15 protein-coding genes are annotated in these 14,896 nt (G+C 32.2%); 5 read left to right on the top strand and 10 right to left on the bottom strand.

What is annotated here, in order from left to right:
- The first annotated feature begins 121 nt into the window (after positions 1-121).
- Positions 122-1,597, top strand: coding sequence for a HAMP domain-containing sensor histidine kinase (locus tag A2530_RS11670; RefSeq protein ID WP_294885202.1), 1,476 nt, complete (start codon positions 122-124; stop codon positions 1,595-1,597).
- 7 nt (positions 1,598-1,604) lie between these two features.
- Here A2530_RS11670 and lysS read toward each other — a convergent pair whose 3' ends face one another.
- Genes lysS through A2530_RS11650 form a run of 4 tightly spaced genes read right to left on the bottom strand, consistent with a single transcriptional unit; the run spans position 1,605 to position 5,154 of the window.
- The gene (gene lysS, locus A2530_RS11665) at positions 1,605-3,101 is read right to left on the bottom strand and encodes a lysine--tRNA ligase (protein WP_294885203.1); all 1,497 of its coding nucleotides are present in this window, start codon (positions 3,099-3,101) and stop codon (positions 1,605-1,607) included.
- A gap of 10 nt (positions 3,102-3,111) precedes the next feature.
- Positions 3,112-3,588 carry a Fur family transcriptional regulator gene (locus A2530_RS11660; protein WP_294885204.1) on the bottom strand — a complete coding sequence of 159 codons (477 nt, stop codon included), beginning with the start codon at positions 3,586-3,588 and terminating at the stop codon, positions 3,112-3,114.
- Between the two features lies 1 nt (position 3,589).
- Positions 3,590-4,240, bottom strand: coding sequence for a CvpA family protein (locus tag A2530_RS11655; protein ID WP_294885205.1), 651 nt, complete (start codon positions 4,238-4,240; stop codon positions 3,590-3,592).
- Entirely contained in the window at positions 4,240-5,154 is a 915-nt protein-coding gene (locus A2530_RS11650) for a GGDEF domain-containing protein (RefSeq protein WP_294885206.1), read from the bottom strand. Before A2530_RS11650 ends, A2530_RS11655 begins: the two co-directional genes overlap by 1 nt.
- Positions 5,155-5,317: 163 nt before the next feature.
- Here A2530_RS11650 and A2530_RS11645 point away from each other — a divergent pair, with 163 nt between their 5' ends.
- Positions 5,318-6,670 carry a class II 3-deoxy-7-phosphoheptulonate synthase gene (locus tag A2530_RS11645; protein WP_363114136.1) on the top strand — a complete coding sequence of 451 codons (1,353 nt, stop codon included), beginning with the start codon at positions 5,318-5,320 and terminating at the stop codon, positions 6,668-6,670.
- Positions 6,671-6,687: 17 nt separating this feature from the next.
- Here the strand turns inward: A2530_RS11645 and abc-f are convergent, their stop codons facing one another.
- Positions 6,688-8,628 carry a ribosomal protection-like ABC-F family protein gene (abc-f, locus tag A2530_RS11640; protein ID WP_294885208.1) on the bottom strand — a complete coding sequence of 647 codons (1,941 nt, stop codon included), beginning with the start codon at positions 8,626-8,628 and terminating at the stop codon, positions 6,688-6,690.
- Between the two features lie 116 nt (positions 8,629-8,744).
- Here abc-f and A2530_RS11635 point away from each other — a divergent pair, with 116 nt between their 5' ends.
- Positions 8,745-10,142: an MBL fold metallo-hydrolase RNA specificity domain-containing protein gene (locus A2530_RS11635; RefSeq protein ID WP_294885209.1), complete on the top strand. Its 1,398-nt coding sequence runs from the start codon at positions 8,745-8,747 to the stop codon at positions 10,140-10,142.
- On the opposite strand, the gene A2530_RS11630 is transcribed toward A2530_RS11635, so the two are convergent.
- Positions 10,118-10,447 (bottom strand): hypothetical protein, encoded by a 330-nt coding sequence (locus A2530_RS11630; RefSeq protein ID WP_294885210.1) that lies wholly within the window; start codon positions 10,445-10,447, stop codon positions 10,118-10,120. The genes A2530_RS11635 and A2530_RS11630 overlap by 25 nt on opposite strands.
- Before the next feature lie 6 nt (positions 10,448-10,453).
- Positions 10,454-11,281 (bottom strand): universal stress protein, encoded by an 828-nt coding sequence (locus tag A2530_RS11625; RefSeq protein ID WP_294885211.1) that lies wholly within the window; start codon positions 11,279-11,281, stop codon positions 10,454-10,456.
- Positions 11,282-11,493: 212 nt separating this feature from the next.
- Between A2530_RS11625 and htpG the strand changes: the two genes are divergently transcribed.
- Positions 11,494-13,386, top strand: coding sequence for a molecular chaperone HtpG (gene htpG, locus A2530_RS11620; protein ID WP_294885212.1), 1,893 nt, complete (start codon positions 11,494-11,496; stop codon positions 13,384-13,386).
- Between the two features lie 107 nt (positions 13,387-13,493).
- Positions 13,494-14,000 carry a hypothetical protein gene (locus tag A2530_RS11615; protein ID WP_294885213.1) on the top strand — a complete coding sequence of 169 codons (507 nt, stop codon included), beginning with the start codon at positions 13,494-13,496 and terminating at the stop codon, positions 13,998-14,000.
- Between the two features lie 4 nt (positions 14,001-14,004).
- Here the strand turns inward: A2530_RS11615 and A2530_RS11610 are convergent, their stop codons facing one another.
- The 3 genes from A2530_RS11610 to A2530_RS11600 are packed head-to-tail and all read right to left on the bottom strand — an operon-like array spanning position 14,005 to position 14,845.
- The gene (locus A2530_RS11610) at positions 14,005-14,172 is read right to left on the bottom strand and encodes a hypothetical protein (protein WP_294885214.1); all 168 of its coding nucleotides are present in this window, start codon (positions 14,170-14,172) and stop codon (positions 14,005-14,007) included.
- Between the two features lie 10 nt (positions 14,173-14,182).
- Entirely contained in the window at positions 14,183-14,491 is a 309-nt protein-coding gene (locus tag A2530_RS11605; RefSeq protein ID WP_294885215.1) for a hypothetical protein, read from the bottom strand.
- 48 nt (positions 14,492-14,539) lie between these two features.
- Positions 14,540-14,845, bottom strand: a complete 306-nt coding sequence (locus A2530_RS11600; RefSeq protein ID WP_294885216.1) for a DUF3817 domain-containing protein — start codon at positions 14,843-14,845, stop codon at positions 14,540-14,542.
- Positions 14,846-14,896: the final 51 nt, after the last annotated feature.

Genomic DNA, 14,896 nt, shown 5'->3' with positions numbered 1-14,896 from the left:
AACTTTTTGTATTTATTTGAAGACAATTATAGCATACTACATTTTTACATAGGCTAAATGAGTAGATATGATATAATTCATCAGACGCACCGGTAAAGTATGAAAGGGAGAGATATTTTAAATGAATATTATATATGACAAATTCGTAAAGTCACTCAGTGCTGTTTCATTGCAACGGAAGCTTCTCCTATTTATTGTTGTAGTACTCTCTTTAATAACCGCTTCTGCCGGGATGTTTATCTACAAACTTGTTAATGATACTTTTATGAAATCTGAGCAGAGGCATATTGCAATAATTGCTGAATCATTATCTGCCAAAGTAGGTGTTTGGTATTTTATAAACAGCGAAGTGGACAGCTCCAAAATGGACGAATTTTTTAAAAGTATGCTTATAGATTATAAGCTTGAATACATAGCCTTTAGAGATAAAAACCAGACACTAATATCAGAAATAAAGTCGCCAAAATATATTTTTGAGGATTCATACAACCTAGAGTATAAAAAAAGTGTTTATAGTCCTGAAAGTATTGATTCTAAAAATATAATAGGAACTGTTGAAATAGCATACGGACATCACATGTTAAAAGATTTGGCGAGTAAATATACTATTACCGGAATTTTACTTAGTGCTTTGTTGATTTTATATTTTTATCTGGAGATGCGTTTGTTAAAAGGGTTATTAATGCCACTAAGAAGGATTGCAGCAGATATTAAAGGTTATATGCCCGGAGATGTACTTAAATTTGAACTATTTAGTGAAAAAAAAGATGATGTAATATTTGAAATTGTCAATGGATTTCGTCATATGCAAAAAAATATTGATGAGGCTATAGCAGAGAAGAAGTTAAAAGAGGAGAGTGAAAAGGCTAAAGATGCTTTTTTGTTAAAACAATCAAGATTTATAGAGATGGGAACTATGATAAGCAATATAGCGCATCAGTGGAAGCAACCGCTTAATATTATTCAGTTGTGTATCACAGACTTAACAATTAAGAGTATGATGGGAGAAGTTGACTCTATATATCAAAAAAAACTTTTTAAGGAGATTGATAATCAAGTTTCATTTATGTCAAAAACAATTGATATTTTTAAAAATTTTTTAGAAGAAGATCATAAGAAAAAAAATATGGAACTATTTTCTATAAAAAAAGCTGTAGAAGATAGTATGCAGTTGTTAGATAGCATGCTTGATAAGAAGAAAATTACAATAGAAGCTAAGCTTGATGAATCATCATCTGTTTACGGCTCTATAGGTGAGTTAGAGCAGGTAATTTTGATAATAATTCATAATGCGGTTGATGCAATAATGGAAAAAAGTATAAATAGCGGTAAAATAACTATTGAGTCTGTCGCTGAAAATAAAAATTGCCTTATTAAAATTTATGATAACGGTGGGGGATTTGACCCATCATTTAGCGATAAATTATTTGATGCATATTTTACGACTAAACATAAGTCTCAAGGAACTGGACTGGGACTATTTATAGCGAAAACAATTGTAGAGATGAAATTTAGCGGTTCTATAGAAGCTAAAAACTCCAAAGAGGGTTCGCTATTTATAATTAAGCTGCCTTTACCAGAGACAATTAAAGAGTAGATAAATTCTACTCCTCTATGTGTATCGGTTTCATTGCAGGAAATAGTAAAACATCCCTTATTGAGTGTTCGTTTGTAAGTAGCATAACTAATCTATCTATACCGATTCCTTGACCGGCTGTAGGTGCCATACCATAGCTTAACGCCTCTACAAAGTCTAAATCCATCTCATGAGCTTCGTCATCTCCGCTCTCTTTTGCAGCACCTTGAGCCTCAAAACGACCAAGCTGATCAACTGGGTCATTTAATTCACTAAATGCGTTTGCTATCTCACGACCTGCAATAAAAAGCTCAAAACGCTCTGTAATATCTGGGTTTTTATCACTTCTTCTTGCAAGAGGAGATATCTCAACCGGATACTCGGTTATAAAAGTAGGATTTATAAGTTTTGCTTCGACAAATTCGTCAAAAAGTTCGCCTTGAAGCTGCCCTAAGGTCATAGCTTTGCTTACATCAATATTTTTATTAAGCAAAAATTCAATAATTTTATCTTTATCGTTTACTATCTCTTGTGGCACACCACCGATAGTATATAATGATTCGATTAGAGGGATTTCACTAAATTTACCAAAATCAACTTCCACATCCCCATATGGCAAATGTGTAGGAAGGTTTAAATGGTCAAAAAGATATCTAAAATACTCTTTTGTAATTTCTATCAAATCTTTATATGTTTTATATGCCCAGTAGAATTCTATAGATGTAAATTCTGGATTGTGTGTTGCGTCCATTCCCTCGTTTCTAAAGTTTCTATTTATTTCAAAAACAGCTTCAAATCCGCCTACAATCAGTCTTTTAAGATAAAGTTCAGGGGCAATTCTAAGGTATCTGTCAATACCAAGAGCATTATGATGTGTAACAAAAGGTTTTGCATTTGCTCCACCTGCAATCGGGTGCATCATCGGTGTTTCAACTTCCAAAAAGCCTTTGTCTTCAAAAAAGCGGCGAGTAAGAGAGATTACTTTTGAGCGAATCTTAAATGTTTTGCGGACATCTGTATTCATTATAAGATCAAGATATCTTTTTCTATATCTAATCTCTTTATCCGTTACGCCGTGAAATTTTTCAGGAAGAGGAGAAATGGCTTTTGTTAGCAATTTCAATGCATCTGCATGGAGTGAAAGTTCGCCTTGTCCTGTTACAAATGGATATCCTGAAACTTCAATAATATCACCGACTTCTATTAGTTTTTTAAAAATCTCATTATAAAAACCTTCAGGAAGATTGTCTCTTGCTACGTAAACTTGAAGTATTCCGCTCTCATCTTCAATATGAAGGAAACTTGCTTTACCCATAACTCTGAGCAGTTTTATACGTCCACTTACTATATAGTGACGTTTTTCATCTCTTTTGTTTTCTTTGTGGAAAATATCTGAATTTACATTTAAATATTTTTCAATTGTCGTATTTCTTTTAGAGTCATTTGAATATGGATTAATTCCATCTTTTTTAAGAAGTTGTGCTTTTTCAATTCTTTGTTGTATAAATTTGTTATCAAAAACCAATAGTTTTCCTTTATTTGTTTTGGCAGTTTTTACAGATACCGTAAATCTGCATAGAGTGGTCTTGCATATCAAAACCGAGTTCCTCGGCAATTTTGTGTTGTCTCTCTTCTATCTGGGCATCAACAAATTCAGTAATAGTTCCGCAAACTTTACATATGAAATGGTCATGATGATGTTTAGCACCAAGTTCATACTTTTTACCTTGCGCCCCAAAAGATAGTGATGTAACCATATCTGACTCTTCCAAAAGTGACAAAGTTCTATATACGGTTGCAATTCCTGTTTTTAGATCAGGAAACTTTTCTTGTATAAGATTGTGAAGAGATTCCGGCGTAAGATGCTCGTCTGAATTGTAAAGAGTCTCTAATATAACTTCTCTTTGAATAGTAAACTTAAGGTTATTTATTTTGAGAAGTGATTTGAAGTCTTCAAGTAACTGTTTATACTTAATAGTTTTATCATTAAAATTAGTAGTAATATTGCCCATTTTACCTATGTTCTCCATCTGATAAATTTTGTTCTAAATTTTCATTTAGTTTTGTTTTTGTCTCTTCTAATATTTTAAGAGCAGAGTTTTGAATTGTTTCTCCCATTTTCTCTTGTATTAACTCACTGCTTTTGTCTATTGTTTGATTTATGTCATCTGAAATATTAATATGGTCTAATTTCATGATAACACTCCCTGTCTCCACAAGTATTGGAAATATAAAACTGTTTTTCATAACTGAATCAATAGTTGTTTTCATAGCTTTTACATTGTATGTAGCATAAGCTATTACTGCTGCAATTAGGAAAAATTTACTTGCACTAAAGAAAAAACCTAAAAGCTTGTCAAATATGCTAAGACCGCTTAGTGAACTTAGTTTTTTAAATATAACGCCGACCCCGACCATAAAAAGCCAAAAGATTGTAAGCGTAACCAAAAAGCCGGTAAAACTTACAGCAGCGCTGTTTTCAAATTTGAAAATTAAATCACTAAGCATTTGACCGACTTTTTCTGCAACCCTAGAAGCTATAAATATACCGCCGATAATACCTAAAAGACCAAAAAGTTCTTTAAAAAAACCGTTTATAATGCCTTTTAATCCTAAAAGAAGAATTATTATAGATACTATAACATCAAAATAACTGAAACTCATTATTCACAAACCTTAGAAACCATATTTTTACCGCTGTGTTTAGAGATATAAAGAGCCTTATCCGCTCTGGATATAAGGGTGTCCGGTGTATCATCTTTAAGATATTTTGTCATCCCGATACTTGCAGTAACGGATATCTTTTCACCCATATAAATAAGATTATTTGAATTAATTAATTTTAAAAGTCTATGTGCTATTGATTCTGCTTGTTCATCAGTATTGCGGTTTATCGTAACAGTGAACTCTTCCCCGCCGAATCTAAATATTTTATCGCCTTCTCTGAGTGTTTTTTTAAGAATATTTGCTATAAAAATCAAAATTTTATCCCCAGCAATATGTCCATAGTTGTCATTAATGATTTTAAAATTATCAATATCTATCATTAGTACATGTAAAATATGCGGTGTTTTTTTATCTGAGCATACGCCCTTAAGATAAGAAATCAGAGCTCTTCTATTAAAAACTTTTGTAAGAGGGTCTAGATTTGAAGTTTGCTCCAAAACTTTAACTTTTTCAGAAAGTTCCAAAATTACATTGTTTGCTTTTTTTACTTCATCAACCATATGTGTTTGAATATCATTAAATTTAGCTGTTAAGGTTTCTAAATTTATCTGATTCTTGTCACACTCTTGCAATGTTTGTTCATTTAACTTGGTAAGCTTTCCAAACTTATCATTTGTGTTTTTATATGAGCTTAGACTCTGGTTTATAAGTTCTTTATATGAGTTGTTAAAAGCTGCTTTTGCATGTTCTATGGAGTCTATATCTTTATCGTTTATGTTTGAGACAACATCTATTGCATCTCTCAAATAATTGACGACTTGCACTTTTGTTGCTTCTTTTTCTAAATCTATACGCTCTAGAAGATTTTCGTAAATCTCTTCTACTAGTGCTTTTAAATCGGTTTTTTCCATAATTGATAATCCATAAAAAATATAGGACATTATACATTTTTAAGCATAAAAAAGAGCTTTTTTGCCATTTAATTATGTTAAATTTAGTAATCAGTACCATTTTAGGTACCATAATGTAGAATTACAAAAATTAGATTAATTATATATATTAAAAAAAGGTTTTATTATGAGTATTTGGAGTCCATCAAGTTGGAGACAAAAGCCTATTGTTCAACAGCCGACTTATCCAAACAAAGATGAGTTAGAGAGAGTTTTAAGTGAATTAAAAAATTATCCGCCGCTTGTTTTTGCGGGTGAGGCACGCTCTCTTAAGAGTCAGTTAGCTAATGTTGCAGAGGGAAAAGCATTTTTACTTCAAGGTGGAGATTGTGCAGAGAGTTTTAGTGAATTTCATGCTCAAAATATTCGTGATACCTTTAAAGCAATTCTGCAGATGGCAGTTGTTATGACATATGCAGGCGGACTTCCTGTAGTTAAAGTAGGTCGTTTAGGCGGTCAATTTGCGAAACCTCGCTCAAGTGATACAGAGACAATAGACGGCGTTACGCTTGATGCTTATCGCGGAGATATTATAAACGGAGTTGATTTTACGTCAGAAGCTCGTATCCCAAATCCGCAAAGAATGATAAAGGCGTATAATCAATCGGCTGCAACGCTTAATTTACTTCGTGCGTTTGCATCAGGAGGTTTGGCTGATTTACATCAAGTTCATCAATGGAATTTAGATTTTACTAATCAGAGTGAAATAAGTAAAAAATATGAGGACTTGGCTGAAGAGATAGGAAAGTCTTTAAAATTTATGGAAGCATGCGGGATTACTTCTAAAACACATAGAACACTGCGTGAAACAGATTTTTATACATCACATGAAGCGTTACTGCTTCCTTACGAAGAAGCTTTTACAAGAAAAGACTCTTTGACTGGAGACTGGTACGATACTTCTGCTCACATGTTATGGATTGGCGATAGAACTCGTCAGCTTGACGGGGCACATGTAGAGTATATGAAAGGTATTAATAATCCTATAGGTGTAAAAGCAGGTCCTTCAATGGATCCTGATGATTTGATTAGACTTTGTGATGTGTTAAATCCGCAAAATGAAGCAGGGCGCTTAAATATTATAGTAAGAATGGGCGCAAATAAAGTCGGTGAAGGTATGCCAAAACTAATTCGTGCAATTGAGCGAGAAGGTAAAAAAGTTGTCTGGAGCTGTGACCCGATGCATGGAAACACAATAAAGTCCTCAAATAACTTTAAAACACGTCCTGTTGATTCTATACTTACGGAGATGAAGCAGTTCTTCCAAGTTCATAAATCTGAAGGAACATTCGCAGGCGGAGTTCATCTAGAGATGACAGGAAGAAATGTTACTGAGTGTATCGGTGGTTCTCTTGTTGTAACTGAAGAGGATCTAAGTTCTCGTTATCATACTCACTGTGACCCGCGTCTAAATGCAAATCAAGCTCTTGAACTTGCATTTTTGATAGCAGATACTCTGAGGGATGCTCAAAAATAGTCTAATGCCTAAGTGCATTAGCTATTATTAATCTCCTCTTCTTTTTCTTGAATTATTAAAAGTTGTTCAACTTTTATTTCATATAGATTCTTAAGTTCTTCCAACTCTTTGGCAAGTTTTGTTATCCCTATTTTTTCGTAACACTTAGGATTTGCTAAACAGCTGTTTTTTTCATCTATTTTTCTTTCAAGTTCTTCTATCTCAAGCGGTAATTTTTCCAGAGCAATTTTTTCCTTAAAAGTAAGTTTTAACTCTTTTGGTTTGCTCTCTTTTACTTTTGACTCTGTTTTTTGACTCTCTTTTTCCATTACATGTAATTCTTTTAACTCTTTTTCAAGTTCTAAATATTCGGAATAGTTTTGGTAACTCTCTTCAATATGTTTGTCTTCTTTAAATATAAATAATTTTTTTGCAATTTTATCTACAAAATATCTATCATGACTTACGATTATTACGGCTCCGCTAAAGTTTGTTAGCTGCTCTTCTAATATATTTATAGTAGGAATATCCAAATCATTTGTAGGTTCGTCAAGTATTAAAATATCTACATTTTTTGTAAAAAGCAGAGCAAGAGCAATACGGTTTTTTTCGCCGCCGCTTAACACGCCTATCTTTTTATCCAAAAACTCTCTTGGAAAAAGAAAGTTCTTTAGATAGCCGTAAACATGCATGTCACGTCCTCGCACGCTTACACGATCACCGCCGTAAGGACAAAAAGTCTCAATTAGGTTTTTTTCATCGTCAAGCATTTCGCGATGTTGGTCAAAGTATCCTATCTGAAATTCGCCTCGTTTTATAATTCCGCTAGTTGGTTCTATCCGTCCTAAAAGAGCTTTAAGCAGAGTCGATTTTCCGCTTCCGTTTGGCCCGACTATGGCTATTACGTCTTTTTGAAGTATTCTGGTGCTAAAATTTTTTAAAAGCTCTTTGTTTCCTAGAGTTAAGCATAGATTTTCTACTTCAAATAGCATTTTTTGTCTGTTGATGCTTTTATCACGATTAAAATGTTTAGCTTCACGTTCAAGCTCAAGTGACATTGTTCTTATTTTAGAGGGATTTGTTTTAGCATCTTCTCTTAGAGACATTAAACGCTCTTTACGACCTTCATTTCTTTTAAGCCTAGCTTTTACTCCTCTTGAAAACCACTCATTTTCGCGTTTTAAGATTGTAAGCAAATTTTCATGCTGTTTTTCCAGAGTTCGCATATACTCCTCTTTTTGGGTTAGGTAGTTGCTATATCCACCGCTATACTCTCTAAGTGAACAATCTTCTACTTCAACACTTTTTGTAGCGACTCTATCAATAAAATATCTGTCATGTGAGATAAAAACAAGAGTGAATTTCTCTTTTAAAAGAAGTTCTTCCAAGAACTCAACCATATATACGTCAAGATGATTGGTAGGTTCATCAAGCAGCAAGATATCCGGTTTTTGAAGTAGTAAAGAGGCAAGGGCGACTCTTCTTTGCTCTCCTCCGCTTAGAAGCGATATTGGTTTGTTTTCATATTGTTTTAAATCAAAGTGTTGAATTACCCTCTCTATCTTATCATCTAAATTCCAAGCGTTATGATGTTCAATATATCGAGATAGCTTTTCATATTCATCAAGAAGCGGTTTGTTTTCAAAATCGTCGGCTAAGAGAATTGACAGTTCGTTATATCTCGCTTTTGCTTTGTTTAATTCGTCAAGACCTGCCTCAACAGCTTCTCTAACGCTATCGCCCTCTTTAAATTCAGGTTTTTGAGAGAGCATTTTTACTTCTAAATTTTGTCTTATTATTCTCTCTCCCAAGTCCTGCTCAAGAGTTCCGTTAATAATCTTCATAAGAGTAGATTTTCCGCTTCCGTTTTTTCCGATTATAACTATTCTTTCACCTTCGTCTATGTGAAAATTTATATCAGTTAAAATTTTTTGTGCTTCATAATGTTTTGATATGTTTAGTAGGTCAATTAGTGCCATTTTCTCTTCTGTTTATGCATTATTTTTTTAGGTTGAATTATAGTGTAAGTTTTATAAGAGTTAAGTTTGAATATAATCGAGAAGCTTTAAAATTCTAATTATGCAAGGATTTAATAATGGTAACCGTAACATCGTATGGAGCGGCACAGACTGTAACAGGTTCGTGCCATTTAGTTAAAATAGGTTCTATTGAGATATTAATTGATTGTGGTATGTTTCAAGGAGGTGTAGGTAGTGATAAAAATTATAAACCTTTTGATTTTGACCCGTCAAAAGTTAACTATCTTATTTTGACGCATGCCCATCTCGACCATATAGGAAGAGTTCCAAAATTAGTAAAAGATGGATTTACCGGTAAAATAATAGCGACTAATGCTACTCGCGATATTGCAAAAATTATGTTGCTTGATAGTGCGGGTATTTTGTATGAAGAGTTCAAAACTATGAGCAAAAAAGCCAGAAGACGCGGTGAAGAGGAGAGCGTTTTAGAACCGCTCTATACCAAAGATGACGTAAAAGCAGTTTTTGCTAAAAAGTGGTGTACTTTAGACTATTTTGAAGAACATAAATTAAAACAACATGTAAGAGTATCTCTAGGAAATGCAGGACATATCATGGGAAGTGCTTTTGTTATGATTGACTATCAAGAAGAGAACAAACATAAGCGAATGGTTTTCTCTGGTGATTTAGGTTCCCCACAGAGGCTGATAATAGATAATCCTGATAAAATAGATAAGGCAGATACGCTATTTATAGAATCAACTTACGGAGACAGGAATCATAAGCCGCTAGAGCAGAGTATAGAAGAGTTTAAAGAGGCGGTTTCGTCAACGCTTAGACAAAACGGTAGTGTAATAATACCCTCTTTTGCACTTGAAAGAACTCAAGAGATACTATGGTTGCTTCATGAGATGCATGATAACGGAGAGCTGCCAAAATGCAGAATTTTTCTTGATAGTCCACTTGCGATAAAAGCAACAAAACTTTATAATCAATATCAAATTCATTTAAATGATGAGCTTCAATATAGACAGGGAAGTGGAGAAGATCCTTTCTCATTTGCATGGCTTGAACATACATCTACAAGAGACCAGTCTATGAGAATAAACAAAGTAAAAGAGCGCTCGATAATAATTGCGGGAAGCGGTATGTGCAACGGCGGGCGAATTATGCATCATTTAAAACACAGATTGTGGAATCCAAAAAATGCAATTGTTTTTGTCGGGTATCAAGTTAAAGGAACGTTAGGGCGAAGCATAGTTGACGGTGAAAAATCTATTAAGATATATGGAGAAGATATTGTTGCAAAAGCCAAAATATACACTATAAACGGCTTTTCTGCTCATGCAGATCAACATGAGTTGATTGAGTGGATGCGCTCTATTAAAAATTTGAAAAAACTCTGTCTAATTCACGGTGAAATTGATAAAATGGAAATATTTGCAAGTGTTATCAAAAATGAGCTTAGACATGAGAGTCATATTATGGATTACGGTGTTTCGTTAAAACTTTGAGTTGTCTCATAACATAGCTCTTTGGCAGTGTACCAATCGGCTATGGCTTTATCGCTGTATTGATACTCTCTTTGTGTAAAAGGTATTACGCTGTTTCTTAGTTTTGAACGAACTATCCCCATCACTATAAAAGCTAAAACTACAGTTAATAAAGCAATAAAAAAATCATATAAATACAAACTAATAAGACCGGCCAATACAGTCGTATATTGTAAAAACACTTTTAGTAAAAACGAGACTGTTTTACACCTGTTTGAGTGGATTTTTGGTATTGGTTTTATTAACTCAATGAAATCATTTTGCATTTAAATCTATTTTACTATAAAGACATCAGTATCTGAATTTTCAAGAATATCAAAAGCAAAAAAACTGACATTTTGAGTAGCGTGAAGTACCAATAAATCAAAATTTATATCACTAATCTCCTCTTTAAAGAGTTTAGGATTTAATGAGCTTTTTATTGTAGATATAGATACTTTTGAAGTTTTTGGTAAATTTAAAGAGTTTAAAAAAGATTCTGCTTTGTCTTTTGAATTTTTTTCAATTGATGCTTTATATTCAAGAACATCATCTTCATTGAAACCGTAAGTATTAATTCTGTTATCAATCGGCAGATAATATAAATTTATAAGCTTAATATTTGAAGTTGGAAAGATATTAGCTACTTTTGTTATTGCATTTTTTGAGTTATCAGATAAATCTGATAATACTAAAATATCTTTATAAGCTAATTCATGATTGTTTTTAATAACCAATACAGGCGCTTTAGACTCTTTTACAATCTCTTTTGTATGTGAACCCATAATAAGTTCACTTAAAAAATTTGTTTCACCGCTATTTCCTATAATTATTACATCAGCATCTATAGCTTTTGCAACACTACCCACTTCAACTTTTATTTTACCTCGTGCACAGTGATAATTACTCTTATCAATAGTATCAAAATCTTTTTTTAGTTTAGCAAATCCACTCTCTTGAATGGAATCGAAGCTATGTTTTGATGAAAAAAATGACTCTTCAATTACATGTACAACATGTACTTCGCCATCTATACTCTTGACAAAACTAATCGCTTTTTCTAAAACTACAAAGCTACTTTTTGAGAAATCAACCGTTACTAATGCAATAAATTTTTTCACACTAACTCCTTAATCTAAATAACTATATATTATTGTATCTTGTATTTTACATTTAAATAGTAACAAATTATACTATACTGATAAAAGCACTTCTATTTGTTTTTAGACTAAAGAACTATTAGTCTTATTGACTAAATAGTATTTAGTCTATTTGTATTTATTAACTTTTTTTTGCTAGTATTCTTTTAAATTTTAATTTAAAGGATTAAATGATGGCAAAACATCAGTTTCAAACGGAAGCAAATCAAATATTAAATCTTATGATACACTCACTTTATTCAAACAAAGAGATATTTATTCGTGAGCTAGTATCAAATGCATCAGACGCACTTGATAAGTTAAACATGTTAGTTTTAACGGATGAAAAATATAAAGGTGTGACTTTTGCACCTCGTATCGATATCGTAGCTAACAAGGAGAACAAGACCTTAACTATTAAAGATTCTGGTATCGGTATGAACGAAGAGGATTTGATGAACAATTTGGGTACTATCGCAAAATCCGGTACCAAAGCATTTTTAGAAAATCTTTCCGGTGATCAGAAAAAAGATTCTAATCTTATCGGTCAATTCGGTGTAGGTTTTTATGCATGTTTTATGGTTGCACATAAAGTCGAAGTTACAACTAAAAAAGCGGGTGAAGAGCAGGCGTACTTGTGGACAAGCAATGGTGATGGTGAGTTTGATATAGAAAATACAACTCAAGATAACCATGGAACTACTGTTGTAATGTATCTAAATGATGATGAAGGTGAGTTCTTAGAATCATATAGAATTGAAAATATTATTAAAAAATACTCAAATCACATTCCGTTCCCAATTTTTATGGATAAAGATAAGTATGTTCCAGCTGTTAAAGATGATGATGGAAAAGAGATAGAGGCTTCTAAAACAGAGATTGAAAATAAACAGATTAATCGTGCAAATGCACTTTGGACAATTTCTAAAAATGAGATAAAAGATGAAGAGTATAAAGATTTTTACAGCTCAATTGCTCACTCATCCGAAGAACCGCTTGTATGGATGCACAATAAAGCAGAAGGTGCCATAGAATATACGACTCTGTTTTATATTCCAAGTAAAGCGCCTATGGATTTATACAGAGTTGATTATCAAACAGGTATCAAGCTCTATATTAACCGTGTCTTTATTACTGACGATGAAAAAGAGCTTATGCCGACATATTTAAGATTTTTACGCGGTGTAATCGACTCAAAAGATTTGCCTCTAAATGTCTCTCGTGAGATTTTACAATCAAACGCTATTATGGCAAAAATTAAAAATGCATCAGTTAAAAAAGTACTCTCTGAACTTGCAAAACTATCTAAAAATGATAAAGAAAAATATAATAAATTTTACTCTGAGTTTGGAAATGTACTTAAAGAGGGACTTTACAGCGATTACGGTAATCGTGAGAAAATTTTAGAACTTTTACAGTTCAATACTCTAAATTCTACTGAAAAAACAACGATTGAAGAGTTTATCAAAAATGTAGATGAGCAGAAAAAAGAGATATATTACATTACGGGTAAAGCTTCACTCTCAATGCTCAAAAGTTCTCCTTCATTAGAAAAATTTAAAGCAAAAGGCATTGATGTACTTGTGCTTAATGAAGAAGTTGACACTATTATCTTCCCTATGGTTACTGAATACAAAGAGTATAAACTAGTTCCTGCAGCAGATGCTAAATTTGAAGAGAGCCAAGAGGAGAAAGCACACGAAGAGGAAGTTGCAAAAACTTATGAAGGTTTAGCAAAAGAGCTTAAGGATATACTCGGAGAGAGTGTAAAAAGTGTTGAGACCACATCTGATTTAGTTGACTCTCCTGTTAAATTAAAAGTTGATAAAGATGATCCGTCTTACATGATGGCTCAGATGATGAAGCAGATGGGACAAGGCGGTTACACTCCAGAACCTGCACCGATTTTACAAATCAATCCAAAGCATGAATTGATTATAAAATTAAGAGATTCAGCTGATCAAAATTTAATTAATGATGCAGCACATGTACTCTTAGACCAAGCAAAGTTGTTTGAAGGCAGGGAACTTGAAGATACGGCTGATTTTATTGCTAGATTAAACAGAATAATTGCAAAAGCTATATAGAGATTCTTATTGTTTATTATGAGTGCATTTGTAGCACTCATAATTGTTTAAATAAATTTTTTTATAGTTGATTATGATATAAAAGATAATTATGATATTTTATATCTATGAATAATGAGCAAAATGAAAACTTCAAGCTACAAAATATTGAACTAAGTAACAACATCAAAAGTTTGCTTCGTGATAGCGACTCTTTTATTATAAAAAATTTTAAACATTTAAAAATATCAGACTACAGCTACAAAATAGATGAAGCAATCAAAGAACTATTCTTAGATGAGAATATTGTTTGTGGGCTTATTGAAGATTATATTATACAAATTTTAAAATCAAAGATAGACTTTTATAAATATATTGATGAATTGAAAGAGGATTCTCTTAATGGTAAAATTTTAGATTACACAAAAATTAAAGATTTAGCCCATAAAAATTTGGGTGTTGCGAGGAATCTTCATATAGAAGATGCTCAAATATTGTTAAAAGAGATTATGAACAAAGAAAATTTAGATTATCTAAAGTTATGCGCTAAAGCTTTGGAAATATCTGTAATCAAGTTAAATCCACAATTTGCTTATGAAACTTTAAAGTTGATAGAAGTTAAAGACTCATTATAATAATCTATTCTTTAATAGATTTCGATACTTTCTCAAGCAAGTTAGTTGGTTTTTTAAGATATGTAGGCTCACTGTTGGTTGCCGGTACGATAAATGCAAGTATAATAAATAAAAATGAAAAAACAATGCCTGTTAGAATAGCAAGCATAAGTTTTAGTTTAAAATTATTCATTTGTGTACGCCTAATCTAAATTATTTACTTGATTAGTAGTCATGTATATCCAAAATTCTTTGTGTGTATATCCTTTGTTAAGAAAAAATATCTGTAAAACGGCAACTCTATAAAGAGTGACTATCATTTTTGCGAACGGTATAAAGAGACTAAGACTGACAAGCAACGACTGTTCCTTATCTCCTTTGGATTTAATCATCTCCTGAATACCTATATTTTTACTAAGATATATTCCAAAAAATATAGAAAAAACAAAATTAAGTATAAGACCAAATATAAAATATGCTATAAAATCTTGCTCGTTCATTCCAGCAATCATAACTTTGCTCCTTTTAACTATGTTGTTTAATTTTTTAGAGGATTTTAACTAAATTAAACTTTTCAATTCATAAGTTTTTATTTTATCTTTAGTAAAAAATGTTCCAAAAGGTACAAGTGAAGCAATAAAAAAAACAGTACTTCTTTTAATAGACCATTTTGCTTCACCCCAAGCTTTTATAAGATAATAACAAAACATTATAAAAAGTATTCCGTGAATCATTCCAACAATTTTTACAGCCAGTGGAATTCCAAAAAAATATTTCATGGGCATAGCAATAAATAGAAGTATAAGATATGAATACCCCTCTATCGTATTTATCTCTGCAAATCTTGTAACATTAACATTTTTCATGCATATCCCTATTTTTTACTAAGAATTATATAATCAAAAAGTAACAATTTA

Origin of the sequence: Sulfurimonas sp. RIFOXYD2_FULL_34_21 (assembly GCF_001830805.1) — a bacterium.
GTDB lineage: Bacteria > Campylobacterota > Campylobacteria > Campylobacterales > Sulfurimonadaceae > Sulfurimonas.
This window is presented reverse-complemented; position numbering and strand designations above follow the sequence as displayed.

Excerpts from the sequence above, each read along its gene's own strand:
- A2530_RS11670 (WP_294885202.1), top strand. The coding sequence starts at position 122 with ATGAATATTATATATGACAAATTCGTAAAGTCACTCAGTGCTGTTTCA.
- A2530_RS11660 (WP_294885204.1), bottom strand. The coding sequence starts at position 3,588 with ATGGGCAATATTACTACTAATTTTAATGATAAAACTATTAAGTATAAA.
- A2530_RS11655 (WP_294885205.1), bottom strand. The coding sequence starts at position 4,240 with ATGAGTTTCAGTTATTTTGATGTTATAGTATCTATAATAATTCTTCTT.
- A2530_RS11650 (WP_294885206.1), bottom strand. The coding sequence starts at position 5,154 with ATGGAAAAAACCGATTTAAAAGCACTAGTAGAAGAGATTTACGAAAAT.
- abc-f (WP_294885208.1), bottom strand. The coding sequence starts at position 8,628 with ATGGCACTAATTGACCTACTAAACATATCAAAACATTATGAAGCACAA.
- A2530_RS11635 (WP_294885209.1), top strand. The coding sequence starts at position 8,745 with ATGGTAACCGTAACATCGTATGGAGCGGCACAGACTGTAACAGGTTCG.
- A2530_RS11630 (WP_294885210.1), bottom strand. The coding sequence starts at position 10,447 with ATGCAAAATGATTTCATTGAGTTAATAAAACCAATACCAAAAATCCAC.
- htpG (WP_294885212.1), top strand. The coding sequence starts at position 11,494 with ATGGCAAAACATCAGTTTCAAACGGAAGCAAATCAAATATTAAATCTT.
- A2530_RS11615 (WP_294885213.1), top strand. The coding sequence starts at position 13,494 with ATGAATAATGAGCAAAATGAAAACTTCAAGCTACAAAATATTGAACTA.
- A2530_RS11610 (WP_294885214.1), bottom strand. The coding sequence starts at position 14,172 with ATGAATAATTTTAAACTAAAACTTATGCTTGCTATTCTAACAGGCATT.
- A2530_RS11605 (WP_294885215.1), bottom strand. The coding sequence starts at position 14,491 with ATGATTGCTGGAATGAACGAGCAAGATTTTATAGCATATTTTATATTT.
- A2530_RS11600 (WP_294885216.1), bottom strand. The coding sequence starts at position 14,845 with ATGAAAAATGTTAATGTTACAAGATTTGCAGAGATAAATACGATAGAG.